At 41.7% G+C, this 17013-nt stretch carries 15 protein-coding genes; 4 read left to right on the top strand and 11 right to left on the bottom strand.

All coding sequences use genetic code 11. The features are described from left to right. Positions 1–93: 93 nt before the first annotated feature. The 3 genes from AC1XUD_RS04580 to AC1XUD_RS04570 form a co-directional block, all read right to left on the bottom strand. A complete protein-coding gene (locus AC1XUD_RS04580) occupies positions 94–327 on the bottom strand; it encodes a CcmD family protein (RefSeq protein WP_483359784.1) in 234 nt (77 codons plus the stop codon). A gap of 169 nt (positions 328–496) precedes the next feature. Next, positions 497–1159, bottom strand: coding sequence for a cytochrome c biogenesis protein CcsA (ccsA, locus tag AC1XUD_RS04575; RefSeq protein ID WP_483359783.1), 663 nt, complete (start codon positions 1157–1159; stop codon positions 497–499). Positions 1160–1328: 169 nt separating this feature from the next. Next, the gene (locus tag AC1XUD_RS04570) at positions 1329–1991 is read right to left on the bottom strand and encodes a heme exporter protein CcmB (protein ID WP_483359782.1); all 663 of its coding nucleotides are present in this window, start codon (positions 1989–1991) and stop codon (positions 1329–1331) included. Between the two features lie 295 nt (positions 1992–2286). Here AC1XUD_RS04570 and AC1XUD_RS04565 point away from each other — a divergent pair, with 295 nt between their 5' ends. Continuing rightward, positions 2287–2514 (top strand): FeoA family protein, encoded by a 228-nt coding sequence (locus tag AC1XUD_RS04565; RefSeq protein WP_483359781.1) that lies wholly within the window; start codon positions 2287–2289, stop codon positions 2512–2514. Between the two features lie 23 nt (positions 2515–2537). Further along, the gene (feoB, locus tag AC1XUD_RS04560) at positions 2538–4664 is read left to right on the top strand and encodes a ferrous iron transport protein B (protein WP_483359780.1); all 2127 of its coding nucleotides are present in this window, start codon (positions 2538–2540) and stop codon (positions 4662–4664) included. A gap of 3 nt (positions 4665–4667) precedes the next feature. Here the strand turns inward: feoB and AC1XUD_RS04555 are convergent, their stop codons facing one another. Next, positions 4668–6149: an NAD(P)H-hydrate dehydratase gene (locus AC1XUD_RS04555; protein ID WP_483359779.1), complete on the bottom strand. Its 1482-nt coding sequence runs from the start codon at positions 6147–6149 to the stop codon at positions 4668–4670. A 298-nt stretch (positions 6150–6447) separates the two neighbouring features. Between AC1XUD_RS04555 and rplS the strand changes: the two genes are divergently transcribed. Both rplS and dapF read left to right on the top strand, forming a co-directional pair. Continuing rightward, positions 6448–6813: a 50S ribosomal protein L19 gene (gene rplS, locus AC1XUD_RS04550; RefSeq protein WP_483359778.1), complete on the top strand. Its 366-nt coding sequence runs from the start codon at positions 6448–6450 to the stop codon at positions 6811–6813. A 289-nt stretch (positions 6814–7102) separates the two neighbouring features. Then, positions 7103–7882: a diaminopimelate epimerase gene (gene dapF, locus AC1XUD_RS04545; protein WP_483359777.1), complete on the top strand. Its 780-nt coding sequence runs from the start codon at positions 7103–7105 to the stop codon at positions 7880–7882. Between the two features lie 135 nt (positions 7883–8017). Here the strand turns inward: dapF and AC1XUD_RS04540 are convergent, their stop codons facing one another. The 7 genes from AC1XUD_RS04540 to AC1XUD_RS04510 form a co-directional block, all read right to left on the bottom strand. Beyond that, complete coding sequence (locus AC1XUD_RS04540; RefSeq protein ID WP_483359776.1) at positions 8018–8515, bottom strand: GNAT family N-acetyltransferase; 498 nt, start codon at positions 8513–8515, stop codon at positions 8018–8020. Between the two features lie 136 nt (positions 8516–8651). Further along, a complete protein-coding gene (locus AC1XUD_RS04535; protein WP_483359775.1) occupies positions 8652–8957 on the bottom strand; it encodes a rhodanese-like domain-containing protein in 306 nt (101 codons plus the stop codon). 192 nt (positions 8958–9149) lie between these two features. Next, positions 9150–10283, bottom strand: coding sequence for a DEAD/DEAH box helicase (locus AC1XUD_RS04530; protein WP_483359774.1), 1134 nt, complete (start codon positions 10281–10283; stop codon positions 9150–9152). A 223-nt stretch (positions 10284–10506) separates the two neighbouring features. Then, positions 10507–11358, bottom strand: coding sequence for a bifunctional helix-turn-helix domain-containing protein/methylated-DNA--[protein]-cysteine S-methyltransferase (locus AC1XUD_RS04525; RefSeq protein WP_483359773.1), 852 nt, complete (start codon positions 11356–11358; stop codon positions 10507–10509). 78 nt (positions 11359–11436) lie between these two features. After that, positions 11437–13167 carry a M14 family metallopeptidase gene (locus AC1XUD_RS04520; protein WP_483359772.1) on the bottom strand — a complete coding sequence of 577 codons (1731 nt, stop codon included), beginning with the start codon at positions 13165–13167 and terminating at the stop codon, positions 11437–11439. A 127-nt stretch (positions 13168–13294) separates the two neighbouring features. Next, entirely contained in the window at positions 13295–14326 is a 1032-nt protein-coding gene (locus AC1XUD_RS04515; RefSeq protein ID WP_483359771.1) for a hypothetical protein, read from the bottom strand. A 2-nt stretch (positions 14327–14328) separates the two neighbouring features. Next, positions 14329–17010, bottom strand: a complete 2682-nt coding sequence (locus AC1XUD_RS04510) for a DUF3352 domain-containing protein (RefSeq protein ID WP_483359770.1) — start codon at positions 17008–17010, stop codon at positions 14329–14331. Positions 17011–17013: the final 3 nt, after the last annotated feature.

Genomic DNA, 17013 nt, shown 5'->3' with positions numbered 1-17013 from the left:
TTTTGGCTGTTAGCGATTAGCAATTAGTTTTCAGTACCAAGCTGAGATTACAGATCAAAGCCTTTGTGCTAACACCTAACTACTAATACCTAATCACTTAATTTTAAGTTCTTTTTCTACTTTACTGATCTTGCTGTCTAATCTGAGCATATTGATGGCTATACCAATAAAAACTACGGCAATTACCGCAACCACAACCCAGATTTTGCCATCTTCCCGCATCTTGTCGGCCATTTCCACTTGATCAGTGCCGGATTGGGCAAACAAAGAAGTCATGCTCAGGAGCAGGATCGCGAAGGCGTTTGAAAGTTTTTTAAGCGTACTCATATGATATCTTTATTCGTAACGAAATTTTATATAGAAATGTTAAAAAAGAAAGAAATTAAGTAACTACAATTATTCAGTGTGTTGTTACCTAAAAATTTAACAATAATCGAAAAAAATATAAACAATTGTTTTTCAGTTCAGAATTCAGTTATGACGATATTTCCCGCCGCTACTGGTCATGCTGAATCCGGTCAATAACTTTCAACCTCACTCTAAGTTCTGCCATCCATAGCCCAAGCAAAATCCATCCGATAATGGCTGGGTAAAACACCATTCTAAGGTTATTGTCCAAGTCAAAAGAACCGAAGGTTGCATTTCCACCGCTTCCCGGATGCAATGAATCGGTTAATCTTGGAAGGATATATATCAATGGTACGAAAACAGCAAATGCGAATATGTTGTACACTGACGATATACGCGCTCTTCTTTGCTCATCTTCAAAAGAACTTCTTAATAACAAATAGGCCAGATATATCAGAATTCCAACAGCCGCACCGTTCAGCTTCGGGTCGTTCGGCCATGGATCACCCCATGTGAAATTCGCCCACATAGACCCGGTTGCACAACCTAAAATACCATAAAATATCGCCGACTTCGCGAGTTCGCTAGCAATATCATCGTCCTGGACTTTTCCATTTTTCAAATATAAAATCGAGAATATCATCGAAGCCAGTAATAGAGTCGTCATTGCCAACCATAAAGCAACGTGAAAATATGTATTCCGAATCGACTCATTTAATATCGGAAGATGTGGAACCGGACCCATAAATCCATATACCATCACATATACTAACAGGATGATACACAAGAATTTCCACCATTTCTTTCTCATTTTCTTCAATATTTATTCGTTACTAAATTTAATCTTTCCCGGTTCCAATAAACCTGGTCGTCTAGCCGAAAATCCCGACTACTTCAACAGTCAAATGACAATTCCTTGACAACCCCCGACTACACCATTGTGCAGCTCTATTTTAGCAATACCCAGAAATGAGTCCGTCTTAACTCCTCCATAAATAAGGGAAAAGCAAATAACTCAGCGTTATTACTATGGCATCAATGGACAACAAGGTTCTGATCTCATCCATACTAACATCCCAATCCAATCCATCCAATGCATTTTTTGCCAAACGAATCGTCATTAAAAGCATAGGTAATATGATCGGAAAACTCAATACGGTCATCAAAGTAGCACTATTCTCGGCTTTTGAGGCTATTCCTGCTACAAGTGTCAGAACCGATGCAAAACCGATCGCTGCGAGTGCAATACTTATTAGATAAAGGCCCATATCACCTACCGGATTACCCATCACAAATGCGTAAAACGCAAAACCTGTCAACGACAAGGTTAACATAATGAGGCAGTTGTAAATGATTTTGGATAAAATAATGGACTGCGGACTGCAGAGGCTGTAATAATATATCAGTCTTCCGTAACGTTCCTGAGAAAAACTTTTGGCGATGGCATTAACTGCCGTAAAAAGAAGGATAATCCAGAAAAGTGTGTTCCAAACTATGGGCGTTAACTGGTTTCGTTTCATGCTAAAGCTCAGGTAGCAAACGAAAACAGTGCTTACAACATAAAGGAGCATCCCACTTAATGCGTACTTTTGGCGCCATTCCAATGTGGCCTCTTTCCAGATAAGGGTTTTAATCTCCTTCAATTTGAAATATTTCCGGTTCGAATGTTCGGAGGCCGGTTTAAGATCGGTTCATGGTGAAATACGATTGAAGGGCTTTTCCGAAGCGACCGGACATCGTCAAGAAATCCTGAAATTTTCAGTTGAGTCGTTCAATTCAGCCACAAAAGTACGACAGAAAGCCTCAGGGTGATAACAAAACCATCAGTATTTTATATGACTTTTTACTAAATACAGAAATTGACAATCTTAATTATTTGATTTCCCGACCGTGACCGCTTACTTTGTAGTTAACTATATTCGATCTAAATAAAAAATCATGAGAGAAAGGACTGTTTCCAAGTTGAAAAGAGGTGAGACGGGGGTTGTGAAGTCATTCACAGATCCGGCAATGTCCTTGAAATTGCTGGAAATGGGCTGTGTTCCGGGATGTGAGATTACGTTGGACGCCGTGGCGCCTTTCGGAGATCCGGTGTGTGTGAACATTGGAGGCAATTACTGTTTGTCGCTGAGGCTCAATGAAGCCTCCACGATCGTGATCGAATGACATTTTAATTACTAAAAGTAGCGTTGAAAAAAGCAAGTAAAAAGATAGCCCTCGTAGGAAACCCGAATGCTGGAAAGTCGACTTTGTTTAATGCCCTCACCGGTTTAAATCAGAAAACGGGCAATTTCCCCGGAGTTACTGTTGATAAAAAGTTTGGTCGGTTTAATTTGACAGAAGATAGTTCGTCAGAAGCTGTTTTGGTCGATTTGCCGGGAACCTACAGTATATATCCCAAATCCGTGGACGAGTCAGTCGTAATGAATATTCTTGCCAATCCCGCAAATCCTGATTACCCTGATGCGTTGATTGTTGTTGCTGATGCGTCAAATCTGAGACGTAACCTACTGCTGTTCACTGAGGTGCAGGATTTGGGGATACCCGTGGTTTTAGCACTAAATATGATCGATGTTGCGAGAGAAATGGGATTGACTGTAAATGCGGTTCAACTGGCTATGCAGTTAAATGTGGCGGTCGTTAATATCAATGCCAGAACGGGAGAGGGGCTTGATCGTTTGAAAGCGGCTCTTGTAAGTTTACTGGAAGGTGCACCCATTAAAATGGATCGATATTTCTTTGATCCGGCTGATAAGGATCTGGCATTAATTGAAGAAGTAAAGGAAATCCATCAGCTCAAGAACAGCTATCTGGCGATGCAATATGTTTGTCAGCACGATAATTTCTCGTTTGTAGCGCAACCAGCAAGGGCACGACTGGATGAGCTGATTGAAAAGCATAATTTTGACGAACAACAATACTTAGCGGATGAAACGATCACGAGATATAAGAAGCTTGATCCGATCGTAAAAAAGGCTGTCAAAGTTGAAGGGGTTATTCGACAACCCTATTGGACCAGAAAACTCGATAATGTTTTTTTACATCCAGTTTGGGGTTTTGTATCGTTTGGATTGGTATTGTTCCTGATATTTCAGGCGATATTTGCGCTGGCATCCTATCCAATGGACATGATCGATGCTGGAACGGCTGCGACCATATCCTGGGTAAAGACCACGTTACCTGAGGGTGTTTTAAACGACCTGATCACGGATGGTATACTGGCTGGGATCGGCGGAATTGTTATTTTTATCCCTCAAATCGCTATTCTCTTTGCACTGGTTTCTTTGCTAGAAGAATCTGGATATATGGCCAGGGTGATGGTGATCATGGATAAAATGATGCGCAAATTTGGATTGAACGGGAAAAGTGTTGTTCCACTAATATCCGGAGTGGCGTGTGCGGTTCCAGCGATTATGACGACCAGAAGTATCAGTAGTCGATATGAACGACTGCTGACTATATTAGTTACGCCATTGATGAGCTGTTCGGCCCGTTTACCGATCTATGCAATTTTAATCGCTGTAATTATTCCGTCTACCAAAGTTTTAGGATTTATTAATCTTCAGGGCGTTGTGTTGTTCGGGTTGTATTTCTTGGGATTGATTGGAGCGCTAGGTTCGGCTTGGATACTGACTCTTTTTATTCCGAGAACAGATCCGGGATATTTCATGCTCGAAATGCCATCATATAAATTGCCTCATTGGGGCCGCGTTGGTATGACGATGCTTGACAGTGTGAAGTCGTTTGTGTTTGAAGCAGGTAAAATAATTATTGCCATATCCATCGTACTTTGGGTGTTGGCATCTTATGGTCCGGGTGACCGGATGGATGTTGCTGAAAAGCAGGTAATATCCGAAATGACCACCCAGCCGCAGGAGGAAGTCGATGCAGCAATTGCCTCCGTGAGACTTGAAAATTCATATGCCGGAAGTTTCGGACATTTCATCGAGCCGGCAATCCGACCATTAGGTTATGACTGGAAAATAGGAATTGCACTTTTAACTTCATTTGCCGCGAGGGAGGTTTTTGTGGGAACAATGTCGACGATTTACAGCATTGGTGGGGATACAGAGGACGTGCTGACGGTAAAGGAAAGACTTATAAAGGAGATCAATCCCGAAACTGGTGAAAGGATGTATACAACGGCGGTTTGCTTCTCACTACTCATGTTTTACGTATTTGCTATGATGTGTATGAGTACCATCGCAGTGGTTTACCGCGAAACGAGAGGCTGGAAATGGCCGGTTATCCAGTTGGTGTATATGATGGCGCTGGCTTATGTGGCCGCTTTTGCCGCTTATCAGCTATTGAGTTAGAGTTCACCAACCCAGATTCTCAATTACATCTGAAGCAATTAATGCACTCTGACCCTTTTTTGACGCAGCCCGGTCTCCTGCCAGGCCGTGTTCATATGTGCCCAAAATTGCGGCCTTTTCAGGTTCATATCCCTGTGCAAGCAAACCTGTAATAATTCCTGTGAGCACGTCACCCGTACCGCCAGTCGCCATTCCGGGGTTTCCCGTTGAATTGAAATGTACGTCGCCATTTGGCAAAATGGCGGCGGTATTCGCTCCTTTTAGGCAAATGATCACCTGATATTTTTTGGCAAACGCTCTTCCTTTTTCTAATCGTTCATATTCGTCGCTGCTTTCGCCAACCAATCTTTGAAACTCTTTTGGATGTGGTGTCAGAATGCTTTTTGCAGGAATATATGTCAGTAAATCAGGGTTTTGAGATAAGATATTGAGCGCGTCCGCATCAATGACCAGTGGTTTATTGGCGGATTTCAAAAGATCACTACACATGGAAACTGTTTTCGAATCCTGCCCAAGCCCTGGACCTATCCCTATTGCCGAATAAGGTGATAAATCAGGAAATTCAGTGTTACAGTTTCTATCGTTATCAATTGTAGCCATTGCCTCCGGAACCGATATTTGAACAATTTGATACCCGCGTTCTGGAATATGCATAGTTAACAGTCCTACCCCCGAACGTAAACACGCTTTCCCGGAAAGCACCGCCGCACCCATTTTTCCATAGCTGCCGGCAATGATCAGTGCATGACCAAAAGTGCCTTTGTGTGAGTATTTATCCCTTGGCTTGATGATACCCTCAATTGCGTCAGCATCAGTATAGTAATTTTTAGTTTCGGTTTTTGCGATAAAGTCTTGATCAAGCCCAATATCCAGCCAACGCCATTCTCCAACGTATTGTGCATTTTGGGGAAGCATAAAAGCAAGTTTGGGAAGCTGGAATGAAATAGTGAATTGAGGTTCAATAATCACATCGTTTTTATCATTGGAGCGGTTCGCAAAAAGGCCACTGGCGATGTCAACCGAAATGATCATGTTGCCGGATCGGTTGATATGGTTAATGATATCTGCTAATATTCCCTCAGTGGATCTTGACAATCCCGATCCCAACAACGCGTCGATACAGATGGTGCCTTTTCTTAAAGCAGGTATATCTTCTAAATCAGTTATAAATTGAGGACTAAGATGGTGTTTCAGTCTTTCCAGGTTTTTGCTGAAATCTGCTGAAGCATTGCTGGAATGGTCAGCTATGAATACCTGGACACTGAACGTTTTTTGACTAAGAATTCTTGCTATTGCCAAACCATCGCCACCATTGTTTCCTTTTCCACAAAAAATTGCGACTGGTTGCTTATTCTGAAATTGATTGCAAAACCACCAGCTAAATGTCTGTGCGGCCCGTTCCATTAAATCTATTGATGAAATGGGTTCGTTGGTGATGGTGGTTTCATCCAGTTTTCGGATCTGATCAACTGTCAGTATTTTCATGGGAAGCTTTAACGGATTTTAACTGAAATTTATGCCGATTTTAAAACAATTGAAAGTCAAATGCCATCTATTGGTATTCTCTTCAGGGTTTCGTGGAAATTTAATACTCCTCAAACTCAGCGAAATACTCTTGTAACTCCGCGTTTAAATTTAAGCTATAAATATTAAGCCAAAGCTTCCATATATCAGGAATAAGAATTAGCTTTGCACTCGTTTTCTCAAAAACTGCTTTGAATGAAGGGGCGTCACCTCATCCGCTGGGAGTAGATATTAATTTAAATATATAAAAGCATTCGTCATGAGCGAACTTATTAAACTCGTTGAAGCTACGATCGAAAATCGTAAATCCGAGTATCCTGCATTCGGTGCAGGCGACACAATTAACGTTCACGTGAAAATCAGTGAAGGTAACAAAGAGCGTATCCAGCAGTTCCAGGGAACAGTGATTCAACGCCGCAACGAAAACTCTCCTGGTGAAACTTTTACAGTTCGTAAAATTTCTAACGGAATAGGTGTTGAGCGTGTTTTCCCTATCCTTTCACCAAGCATCGCGAAAATCGAATTGCTTCGTCGTGGAAAGGTACGTCGTGCCCGTTTGTTCTACCTACGTGGCCGTCAAGGTAAAGCTGCTCGTATCAAAGAGCTTAAAAAGACATCGAAATAGAATAATTTTCGATTCGAATTGGAAGCCCTGCAACGATCTTTTCTTGCAGGGCTTTTTTGGTTGTGAGCTTTAAGTTGCTATTGCATGTGTGCCTGTGGTAAAGGGAACCTATTGGGACAGTTCACAGTTTATTTTTTTGAAAAGGGTAATAAAAAAAGGGATAAATCAAACCAATTTTGAGGTTGACACCAGGGGCTAGTTAGAGGATCAAATCATGATGGCTCTGTTGAAATGGATATTAGTTAATTAAACTGGCATAGGGGAGTATAACTTCGTGCCTAAATATAAAATGAAAGTAACTTTTTTTAAATACCAGGGTACCGGCAATGATTTTGTGATGATCGATGACCGTTCTCAAACGTTTCCCATTGATAAAGATTTAATTGCTCATTTATGCGACCGTCGGTTTGGAATTGGTTCCGACGGGCTTATTCTGTTGCAGAATGACGACAGCTATGATTTCCGCATGGTATACTTCAATGCCGATGGCGGAGAAGGTAGTATGTGTGGCAATGGCGGACGGTGTGTTGTTAGGTTTGCGCACGATTTGGGTCTTTTTGAAGAAAGGACGAGCTTTATAGCGGTCGACGGCCCTCATGAAGCAAATGTCGATGATGAGGTCATCAGATTGAAAATGTCACCTGTTTCTCATGTTGAGCTGCATAGTGATTATGATTTTATGAATACTGGCTCACCTCACTACGTTACTTATGTGGATAATGTCGACGAGACGGATGTGGTGGAAATAGGAAAAGATATTCGATATGGTCCCAAATATGGTCCAAACGGTGGTACAAATGTAAACTTTGTACAAGTGATGGATGAGAACCACCTGAGTGTCAGGACATATGAGAGGGGTGTCGAAGACGAGACTTACTCCTGCGGAACTGGGGTTACGGCCTGTGCGTTATCGGCAAGTCTTCGGGAGGAGTGGGCGAGCCCGATCGCCGTGGAAACAGTTGGTGGCAATCTGACAGTTGAGTTTCAGTCGCTTGCAGATAACAATTTTGACGACATATACTTAATTGGTCCGGCGAAAAGAGTTTTTACCGGTGAGGTAGAGATTTAAGTTGGCAATTAAATTATAAAGTGGCAGCCCCGGGACAGTAAAATGTTTCGGGGTTTTTTGTTGGATTGAAATTATCCAGAATGATTTCATTTGTTTTCAAGCAAACCAATTTCAATGATTTAAAACCATTATTCCTTAAAGTTCAAGCCTATAAAGCCAATACTGTTTCCCGAACATCGAGGGAATTTCCTTGATTCGGACAAACCCCAATCCTTCATAAATATGCCTTGCAGCGTCCATAAATTCTGAGGTATGCAAGGCTACTGTTTTCTCGTCCGCTTGTTTGGCATAATCCAGACATATTTGAGTCAATTTTCTTGCTATACCTTGCCCGGAATGTTCGGGAGAAACTCCAACCATGCGAAGATAGCACCAGTCAGCAGCAAAAACTTCAGTGGGATTCCCGTTAGGCACTAAAAAGGCCATACCTATAATTGTATTATCGTCTTCGCAAACGAAACATTTGGCCTTGGATAATAAATCTACATATCTGCTTTCGTCGGAGAGTCCACTTTGTAATTTGAGCCAATTCTCTTCTGTTAAGGCAGTCCTGTGTGCTCCAAAGGAATCTAAACCCAGAGCCAGAAGTTGTTGAATATCAGCTATGGTCCCCTGTCGAAATTTATGGCTCATGAAATTTTTTGTTCTAAATAGGGTTTGGGAGGAAAGGATATTGGAATTGATACTTTATGCGGGCAGTCATTGACTTACGAAATGAACGACGCGTAAATTAAGCAATCTCTAAGAGGTAAAAATCTTAACTTCGGCATCACTCTGCCTCAATAATCCCGCCTTTCACGTGTAATATCCGCTTGTCAATCCACTCAGGAACGCGGCAGTAATCCATGGCAGCTACTTTGCTTCGCACTCCATTAGTGCATATGACAATAATGGTTTGGAAATCCTTTAATACTTCACGTTTCTCGCGAATTTCGGCCAATGGTATATTGACACCACCTTCATTAAATTCCTCAAATTCCCAAGGCTCGCGAACATCGACTACAATTGTCGACTCATCATTTCGTGATAATTTCATCTCAGGAAGGCTGATGTCCTGATAAGTATTCTTTTGCATGCTAAATTGAACAACTTTTTTTCTCGACAAGGCTGTATAACCACTGCGGTAAAGATTGAATAAATAAAAGAAGCAAAATTCACCCATTTAACCTTAGCTTCTTCGCGTCTTTGTAACAAAAAAACGCAACTAGTTTTAAAAAAATAACCACGACGAAGGCCGTGGTTAGTGATATGCTTGCTGATTAATGGATTATGAAAAGGGATGATCCTTAACAACCGGGATATTTTTGGCAATCAGTTTATGAATATCTTTCAGATACGGTTTTTCTTCATTATCGCAGAAAGATAGTGCAATTCCTTTCGCTCCTGCACGTCCCGTTCTTCCGATCCGGTGCACGTAAGTTTCAGGGATATTCGGGATTTCGTAGTTGATCACGTGTGTAAGATCATCCACGTCAATACCTCTCGCAGCAATATCAGTGGCTACTAATACTCTGGTTGTCTGTGCTTTAAAGTTTTTCAAGGCATTCTGGCGAGCAGTTTGCGATTTGTTTCCATGAATTGCCTCAGACGTTACGCCAGCCTTTTTCAAAACTTTCACAACCTTATCAGCACCATGTTTTGTTCTTGTGAATACAAGCGCAGTAGCGATTGACTGATCCTTCAATATGTGCAACAAAAGCGAGTTCTTATCACCTTTATCTACATAAAATAACGATTGACGAATGGTTTCTGCAGTTGACGAAACGGGTGTCACTTCCACTTTAACAGGGTTGGTCAGAATCGTATTCGCTAATGTCTGAATAGCAGGAGGCATCGTTGCCGAGAAGAAAAGTGACTGGCGTTTGTTTGGCAAAAGCTTCAAAACCTTTTTAACGTCATGCACAAAACCCATATCCAACATTCTGTCGGCTTCATCGAGAACGAAAATTTCCAGTTGATTCAGTTTTATAAAACCCTGATTGATAAGATCAAGCAATCGGCCGGGTGTTGCGATCAACACATCCACGCCATTTTTTAGGGCATCCGTTTGCGGTTTTTGTCCCACACCACCAAAAACAACGGTGTATCTTAATTTGGTATGACGTCCATATGCTTCAAAACTTTCTCCAATTTGAATGGCAAGCTCACGCGTCGGCGTCATAATCAATGAACGAATACGCGTTCTGTCGGCATGCTTGGGAGCATTTTTTGTCAAAATTTGCAAAATTGGTATCGCAAACGCAGCAGTTTTACCCGTGCCCGTCTGGGCGCATCCCAATAAATCCTTATAATCTAAAACAATAGGAATAGCTTGGGATTGAATGGGGGTAGGAGTAGTGTAGCCTTCTTCTTTGAGAGCCTTTTGGATGGGCTCAATTAACTCTAATTCTTGAAATGTCATCTGTATTTTTAAAGGTGTCCATTCCACAAAACTATGAGGCAAAGGACATATGAAATTATTCTGACGCTATCGCGTCAGTTACTACAACGCCATATATCCCTTTTGGGTTCATATTGCCCATATTTCCTGGTTTTTAAAAACACGGAGCCCACCGTAGACCACTACAACTATGCCCTAAACCCTTCGCTCCATACAAGTTTTCGATCTGCCTAAGCCCTTCGCCCTATACCCCAGCCGCCTTCACCTGGCTTGCTTCCCAACCAATAATTGCAGCTTTGCGATTCGGCCCCCACATATATCCACCAAAAATTCCTGAAGACTGAATCACGCGATGGCACGGGATCAGATACGCAACCGGATTGCTTCCGATAGCTGTTCCTACCGCTCTGGAAGCTTTCTCGTTTTGAATTTCAGTCGCAATTTTCCCATATGTGGTCAGGCCACCCATGGGAATTTTTAACAGCGCTTCCCAAACTTTGAGTTGAAAATCGGTTCCTTTTAAGTGTAACTGTATGCGATTCAGCTTGTTCCAATCTTGAGTGAAAAAGTACAGCGCATTTTGTTGTATCAGATCGACCAATTGATGGAATTGAGCATTTGGGAAGCTGTTCGTTAAATCAGCAAGAGCAATTTCCTCGTTTTTGGTAAATGAAATATGGCATATACCCTTCGAAGTGGATGCAACTATAATATTGCCAAACGGACTTTCGGCGAAACTATAATTGATCGTGAGATTTTCTCCGCCGTTTTTATATTCACCCGGCGTCATACCTTCTATGTTGATAAAGAGGTCATGAAGACGGCTCGTTCCCGAAAGCCCCGTTTCATATGCGGCATCGAAAAGTGTTAATTGCTTTTCCTTTAAGACACTCTTCGCATATTCAACGCTGATATATTGCAAAAACTTCTTCGGACTTACGCCAGCCCAATCTGTAAAAAGCCGTTGAAAATGAAACGGACTTAAATTGACTCGTTCCGCAACTTCATCCAGTGTCGGCTGGGTTTTGAAATTTTGGCGGATATACCCTATCGCTTCGGCGATCCGCAGGTAGTTGATGTTATCTTGCTCGCTCATAAAATGGTTCGTTTATGAGATAAAAATATGACTTTGGCATTTGCGACAAAGCCCGAAACTTGCTCAATGAAAAGAATGTCAGGGTATTCTGAAAACAGGATATTGCAGATATTCCTTTTCGCGATAGGGCGAGTTGTTATAAATGAAGTCCAATTGCGCGCTGCCATTTTTAGCAAATTCAGGATCGGCTTTTTTCTTTGCTTCAAGCTCGCTTTTTAGTTTTGGATCTGATTTCAAAAGTTCGGCCGCCAGGTCTTCAAATACATAAGCAGAATAGTGTTCCTTTGCCTGTAAAATGGTATCAAAGAAATTCCACTTAAAAAACGAATCTATTCCTTTTGGCTCTAAAGTCTCAATAATGTAACGGTTAGTCCACTGATTGGCAGGTATATACCAATCTCCTTTCCGGAATTTCACTTTCTTCTTTTCTTTGGATACTTCGACGGTATTGTGCCAGTAATGACCTTCGAAAGGTTGTTTGGGAGCATCGTATTTGTCAATGTGGTACGCCTCAACTTCCAATTCACTATTAGAAGTCAATTGGCTCATAGTCACGCCATTCAATTTCATCAATTCGATGATGTTAAACCAACCTTGCGGGATAATATATGCCGTTGGTTTGTCCACCACATCCTGTGCAACATATGTATCGTAAAAAGGAATGGTTTTGGTAAAGGGCTTTGCGCGATTATAATGAAGTCGAGCAGTTCCGCTTATCTCGCTTGGAAAATATTCGGGTTCAAACCCTTTAAAAGATATTTCCGTTTTTTTAGACTGGTCTGATTTCCAGGTCAATGTAAATTCTTTTTGAGTTTTTACTGCCTCCTTCGTTTCCTTTCTCAATTTCAGTAATTGTGTTCGCTGACTCGCCAGAAATTTAAGATTTCCATGCAAATAAGCGTAAGTAGACTTCACCCGCTGATCGTAAGGTTTAAGCATATGCGTTTCGGTCATGACGCCGATGGTATGAAAGAGCGCGGCATATCCCGTCGAATATCTTGGCCAATCCGGAAACTGGACAAATCCTTTGTCGGGAGTTTGGCCCCAAGCGTTTACATATGGCGTAGCCTCATATCCTGCCTCTTTGAGGAACTTGAACATATATGGCAAAAAAACTTCATTGTTGTATGCGCCCAACGCTCCTCCCAATTTATCCTTTTGAGCGTAGTCTAATGTAATAACATATTGATAATCAGCACCATTGCTTACATGAGTGTCGGCGAACAGATCAGGATCCAATTCGTGAAATATTGCCGCAAAACTTCTCGCATTTCGCGTGTCACTTTTAATAAAATCCCGGTTCAAGTCATAGTTGCGGGCATTTCCACGGAAACCATATTCTTCCGGTCCGTCCTGATTCGTACGTGTTGTGCTGTTACGATTGAGTGCCCCACCGATATTGTAAAAAGGAATGATAGCCAGCACAACGCTGTCAAGTTCGGGGAAATCTTTTGGCCTTACGGCAATATCGCGAAGTAACATCATCGATGCATCAACACCGTCTGATTCGCCTGGGTGAATCGCGTTATTTACGAACAATATGGCTTTGCCCTGCTCCTTTAGTTTTTTGATATCAAAGTTTTTGTTGCGCGAATAAAGTACCAAATGAAGCGGAAAGCCGCTGTCAGTCAGGCCCTTTTCCGTCATTTGAATCTCGGAAAATTTCTGATCCAACTTTTTATAGAAAGCAATCCCTTCTTCATAAGTCGGCGTTTGTTTGCCACCACTTTCTTCAAAACGAGTTTCAAATTGGGCGAATGCCGGAGATAATAACGTGGTAAAAAGGAGTATTGCAGAAATGATTTTCATTGATGTGGAGTCAGAATATAGAAGCCTTCTGCAAAAATAACGGGCGGTTATGCTGTGACAACATTTCGGCATCAAATAAATCGATATTTAAGTAACGGTTTGGGTAAAATACCAAAGATGCCAGAATTTAATGCCGACTGATCAACGAGCCAATCTTCCGGTTCGCTTTGTCCAGCCAAATATTTTGCCCGACGCAAGTCCAGTGGGAATCACCTTTAAGATAGCTATTCCTTCCTGTTTTTTGAAAATCAGATAAGACGTCGATATACGGAACGCGTAATTTTGGATGAAGATAAACGCGTTCGATCAATTTATTATACGGACCGTAGGTGGGTGCAACGACAGACACCTTATTGGGTATGACAGATAAAATAACCTGATCGAAACCTATGGAACGAGCGAAATCGGCCGAGCTATTGACATTTTTAACGATGGAATTGATTTCCACATCTGTTAACATGCTAAAGGAGGATGTTGTCTTGGATGTATCCGTGTCGGTATCCATATAGTAGACGATATCCTTACCATCATTGACTATGGTGACTTCTTTGTTGGTTCGCCCAAAAATGTGGTAGTTAAAGTCGGCTTTCAATTGCCTTAATCCCAACATAAAATCGTTTTGAAAAAGGAGTTGATCCAACCGCACTTCCGAATGATCAGCTTTGAATGCATTATCGAGATTTTGCATTGCGCTGCTTTTCCCCAATTCAATAAATGTCGCAGTGTCGCCTTTCACATAGTTTCTCAGCGACCCTTTGGCAAATTTCTCTCGAAAATGTCTCTCTACGCATTCCACCAGTAGAATACTGATCGCTGCGGTATCTGGTTTAAAATGAAGCATTTCGCTCCATTTGGTATAGTGATATTTTGCCACTGCAAAATCTTCCCGCTTAATCCGTTCCTTTTCTGTGAAGCTGTCGCCTATGATATATAAATGTACCGGTTTGGAGGAATTGTAACTTATCACAGGGTCGTGACCTTGACATTCTCGTCTTGGGTCTCTGAACGCTGATAAATTAGATAGTTTGTACAAGTCACCATATTGATATCCGTCGTGTGTCAGACCCATTTTGGCGGCTATGCCGTTAATTGTGGGGTTGATGCCCGCAATCCAGATCAGTACAAAAATTACTAAAACAATATATTTAATCGACTTCATTGCTATCTTAGCTTAATAGACCAAACCTGAATTTTCTTTTCTGATCTACTGAAAATCAATAGTTTATAATATCCGGGTTGATAGGTTAACTTCACCGGCATCTCTGATGGAATTGCTTTATCACCCAACCGTTTTCCCGTCATATCGAATATGGTGGAATAACTGCCGGACTTTATTGTGATGAAGCGGTTATCGACCCCAAAGAAGTTGTACTCTACTGTTGCATTGGGAAGGATATCTTTGATTTCGAACAATTCAAGACCGTCTTTTGTAATGATTGCCATTTTGGAGCGCGTAGCTCTCACCAATATCCAGTCCTGCGAATTTTGGTCAAAAAGCAGGCGGAATGTTGCCCCAGGTTCAGGGCGTATCAGTTGCTGCCGTGACACTACCTTTCCACTTAAATTGATACGAATCAACTCCCCGGAAACGCTCACACCCACTAATTCCGATTGGCCCGTTTCAGGGTCTTGAGTCCATGTAAACGGACTGTCAGCGCGTGTTAGAATATCACATGGAAATCCTGGTCGTACACTGCCATTTTCCCCTAAAAGAAAGATTTTGCCATTTCTCTGAGTAACAATAAAACCGCGATTTCCCATTTGATTGAGTGTTACAACCGGCCCTACGATACCGTCGAAAGCATTTCTGCTCAGTCGGCGTAAGGGCTGTGTCACACTTTCCCACAAATACAACTCCTCATTATCACTTTTGATCACAAACCGATTACTTCCATCTTTGCCACCGTCTATTAGATACAAGCCAGCAATTTGAGCCAGTGACGGCAGGTTTTTGAAAAAAGTAGTATAATTCGTCGAATCATCCTGATCTATGGCATATACTGTATGAGGCGTCGCAAACACCCGTTGCTGGCGACCTATATTCAAGAAGTCGACTTTAAATGCTCCCGTAGCAAGATTGCCATTCAGTTTAGCGACATTCTCAACCTTGCCGGTTCGCAAATCGGTTGTTTTTAATAAATCATATTGCTGGTTAGTAAGCAGTAATTCAGAACTTCCGTCAATTGGATTTTGAAGTGCAACTAGTTCTCTGTCAAGCATATCTGGCAGCTCAATATCCAAATTCAGGAATGTTCGGTTCACAACTTTCGGTGAGCTTGGCCGGCTTTTTGTATTAAATGTAATATCCGGAAATGCTTCCTTGCCATCATATCTGCACTGCACCACTACCGATTCGATCTTCGAATTCAAATCAGAGTAGCTCTTTCCGAAAGACTGCGTGTTTCTGGATTGAAGCTTGCGGACATTCGCAACCAGTGAAATTTGCGGACGTACAGACGCAGATACCAATATGCTGTCAAATTCAGGCGACTGCTTCCACGAAATCTGGTTTTCGAAATCAACAATATAGTTTTGAAGGACCTGGGAGTTATTGCTGAAGACCAGATAAGGAGCAATATAGGTAACGTAAGATTTATTAAATCCTTTAAATGATGGTCCAAAAATGCCAGATGGAAATTCGGGAACACTGATTGAAAAGATATCATACCCCTGAAATTTGTCCGTGCTGCTATTGCTCTGATCGTTGGATAGAGCCGCGAGTTTTTTAAGAACGGGTCTTAGTTTTTCATAATTGGAGTATTCCGCCAATAATATTTTGCCGTCGTTTATACTATTATTCTCCTCTAACTGACACATAATCAGCTCCGAACGAAAATTTGTAATTAGCAGTTGGCTTTCTTGTCCTATATGGTATGACACTTTATTCCAAGCTTCTGATCTGGCCTCACTATGCCATTTCAGGAAATTTTCGTGGAATGATGCGCTGTCTCCGGCAGCATATCTGTATAATAGAGATGTTTGCTGGGAAATATATTTATGGCCCTTAAATGATGATCCTGAGCCGTCTTTCAGCCATTGAGCAATATATTGTTTCGGAGCCGGAGTTCCTTCCGATGTAATGGTTAGCGATGACTTTTGGTTGATATCGCCAAAATGATAATCCTGAAATTCAGGAAAATTTTTGATGAACTCGGTATAATGACTGCTTCCAACGCCTTCTGCTATAACAGATTTCCATGCACCAGCTTTCAAATATACACTTGTTCCAAACGGTGTGTCATCAATTTTAGAGAAGAGCGATCTGAGTGGGAATTTTTCAATATTCAATGAAGACACACGAATCACATCTTCAATCAAATTTCCATAATAACTGACAATCAGGTAATTATCTTTAACGATATAGGAGCATAGCCTATGCAAACCATTGTCTGAAAGATCGGTAATCCTATTATCCTGAAAGCTATGGTGGGTTATACGTACCTCAGGATGTGTCGGACGCGCAAGCCAATCTGCTTCTTCATTATCCTTCACCGGGATATATAACACAATTCCCCATTCAGTTCCTGTTTTTGGATGGAATGAGTAAGTAATTGACTTTTTGCTCAAAAATTTGTGAAGGCGCTTTTTGTCTTTGCTCAGGAAATTCAAGAGCGAAAGGTTGTCGCTGGCAATGTCAATCAACGGAAGTCTCTTAATATCTAGACCGGCCTCAGTTGCGGTATAAGTAGAATCCTGCAAATGCTCGCTCGTAATGACTACCATGGCGTCCGACGGAATTAGTTTCCAGGTAGCCGCCGAGCCTCTGAACCATTTGAATGCGAAATATCCTGTCAGCACGATAATTAATGCCAACAGGACAAAAAGGATTTTTTTCTTAGCCACAAA

The sequence above is a fragment of the Dyadobacter sp. HNCC25DJ184 genome (assembly GCF_056895215.1).
Note: the sequence above shows the minus strand (reverse complement) of the source record. Positions and strands in the feature narration are given on the sequence as shown.

Excerpts from the sequence above, each read along its gene's own strand:
- AC1XUD_RS04580 (WP_483359784.1), bottom strand. The coding sequence starts at position 327 with ATGAGTACGCTTAAAAAACTTTCAAACGCCTTCGCGATCCTGCTCCTG.
- ccsA (WP_483359783.1), bottom strand. The coding sequence starts at position 1,159 with ATGAGAAAGAAATGGTGGAAATTCTTGTGTATCATCCTGTTAGTATAT.
- AC1XUD_RS04565 (WP_483359781.1), top strand. The coding sequence starts at position 2,287 with ATGAGAGAAAGGACTGTTTCCAAGTTGAAAAGAGGTGAGACGGGGGTT.
- AC1XUD_RS04555 (WP_483359779.1), bottom strand. The coding sequence starts at position 6,149 with ATGAAAATACTGACAGTTGATCAGATCCGAAAACTGGATGAAACCACC.
- rplS (WP_483359778.1), top strand. The coding sequence starts at position 6,448 with ATGAGCGAACTTATTAAACTCGTTGAAGCTACGATCGAAAATCGTAAA.
- dapF (WP_483359777.1), top strand. The coding sequence starts at position 7,103 with ATGAAAGTAACTTTTTTTAAATACCAGGGTACCGGCAATGATTTTGTG.
- AC1XUD_RS04540 (WP_483359776.1), bottom strand. The coding sequence starts at position 8,515 with ATGAGCCATAAATTTCGACAGGGGACCATAGCTGATATTCAACAACTT.
- AC1XUD_RS04535 (WP_483359775.1), bottom strand. The coding sequence starts at position 8,957 with ATGCAAAAGAATACTTATCAGGACATCAGCCTTCCTGAGATGAAATTA.
- AC1XUD_RS04530 (WP_483359774.1), bottom strand. The coding sequence starts at position 10,283 with ATGACATTTCAAGAATTAGAGTTAATTGAGCCCATCCAAAAGGCTCTC.
- AC1XUD_RS04525 (WP_483359773.1), bottom strand. The coding sequence starts at position 11,358 with ATGAGCGAGCAAGATAACATCAACTACCTGCGGATCGCCGAAGCGATA.
- AC1XUD_RS04520 (WP_483359772.1), bottom strand. The coding sequence starts at position 13,167 with ATGAAAATCATTTCTGCAATACTCCTTTTTACCACGTTATTATCTCCG.
- AC1XUD_RS04515 (WP_483359771.1), bottom strand. The coding sequence starts at position 14,326 with ATGAAGTCGATTAAATATATTGTTTTAGTAATTTTTGTACTGATCTGG.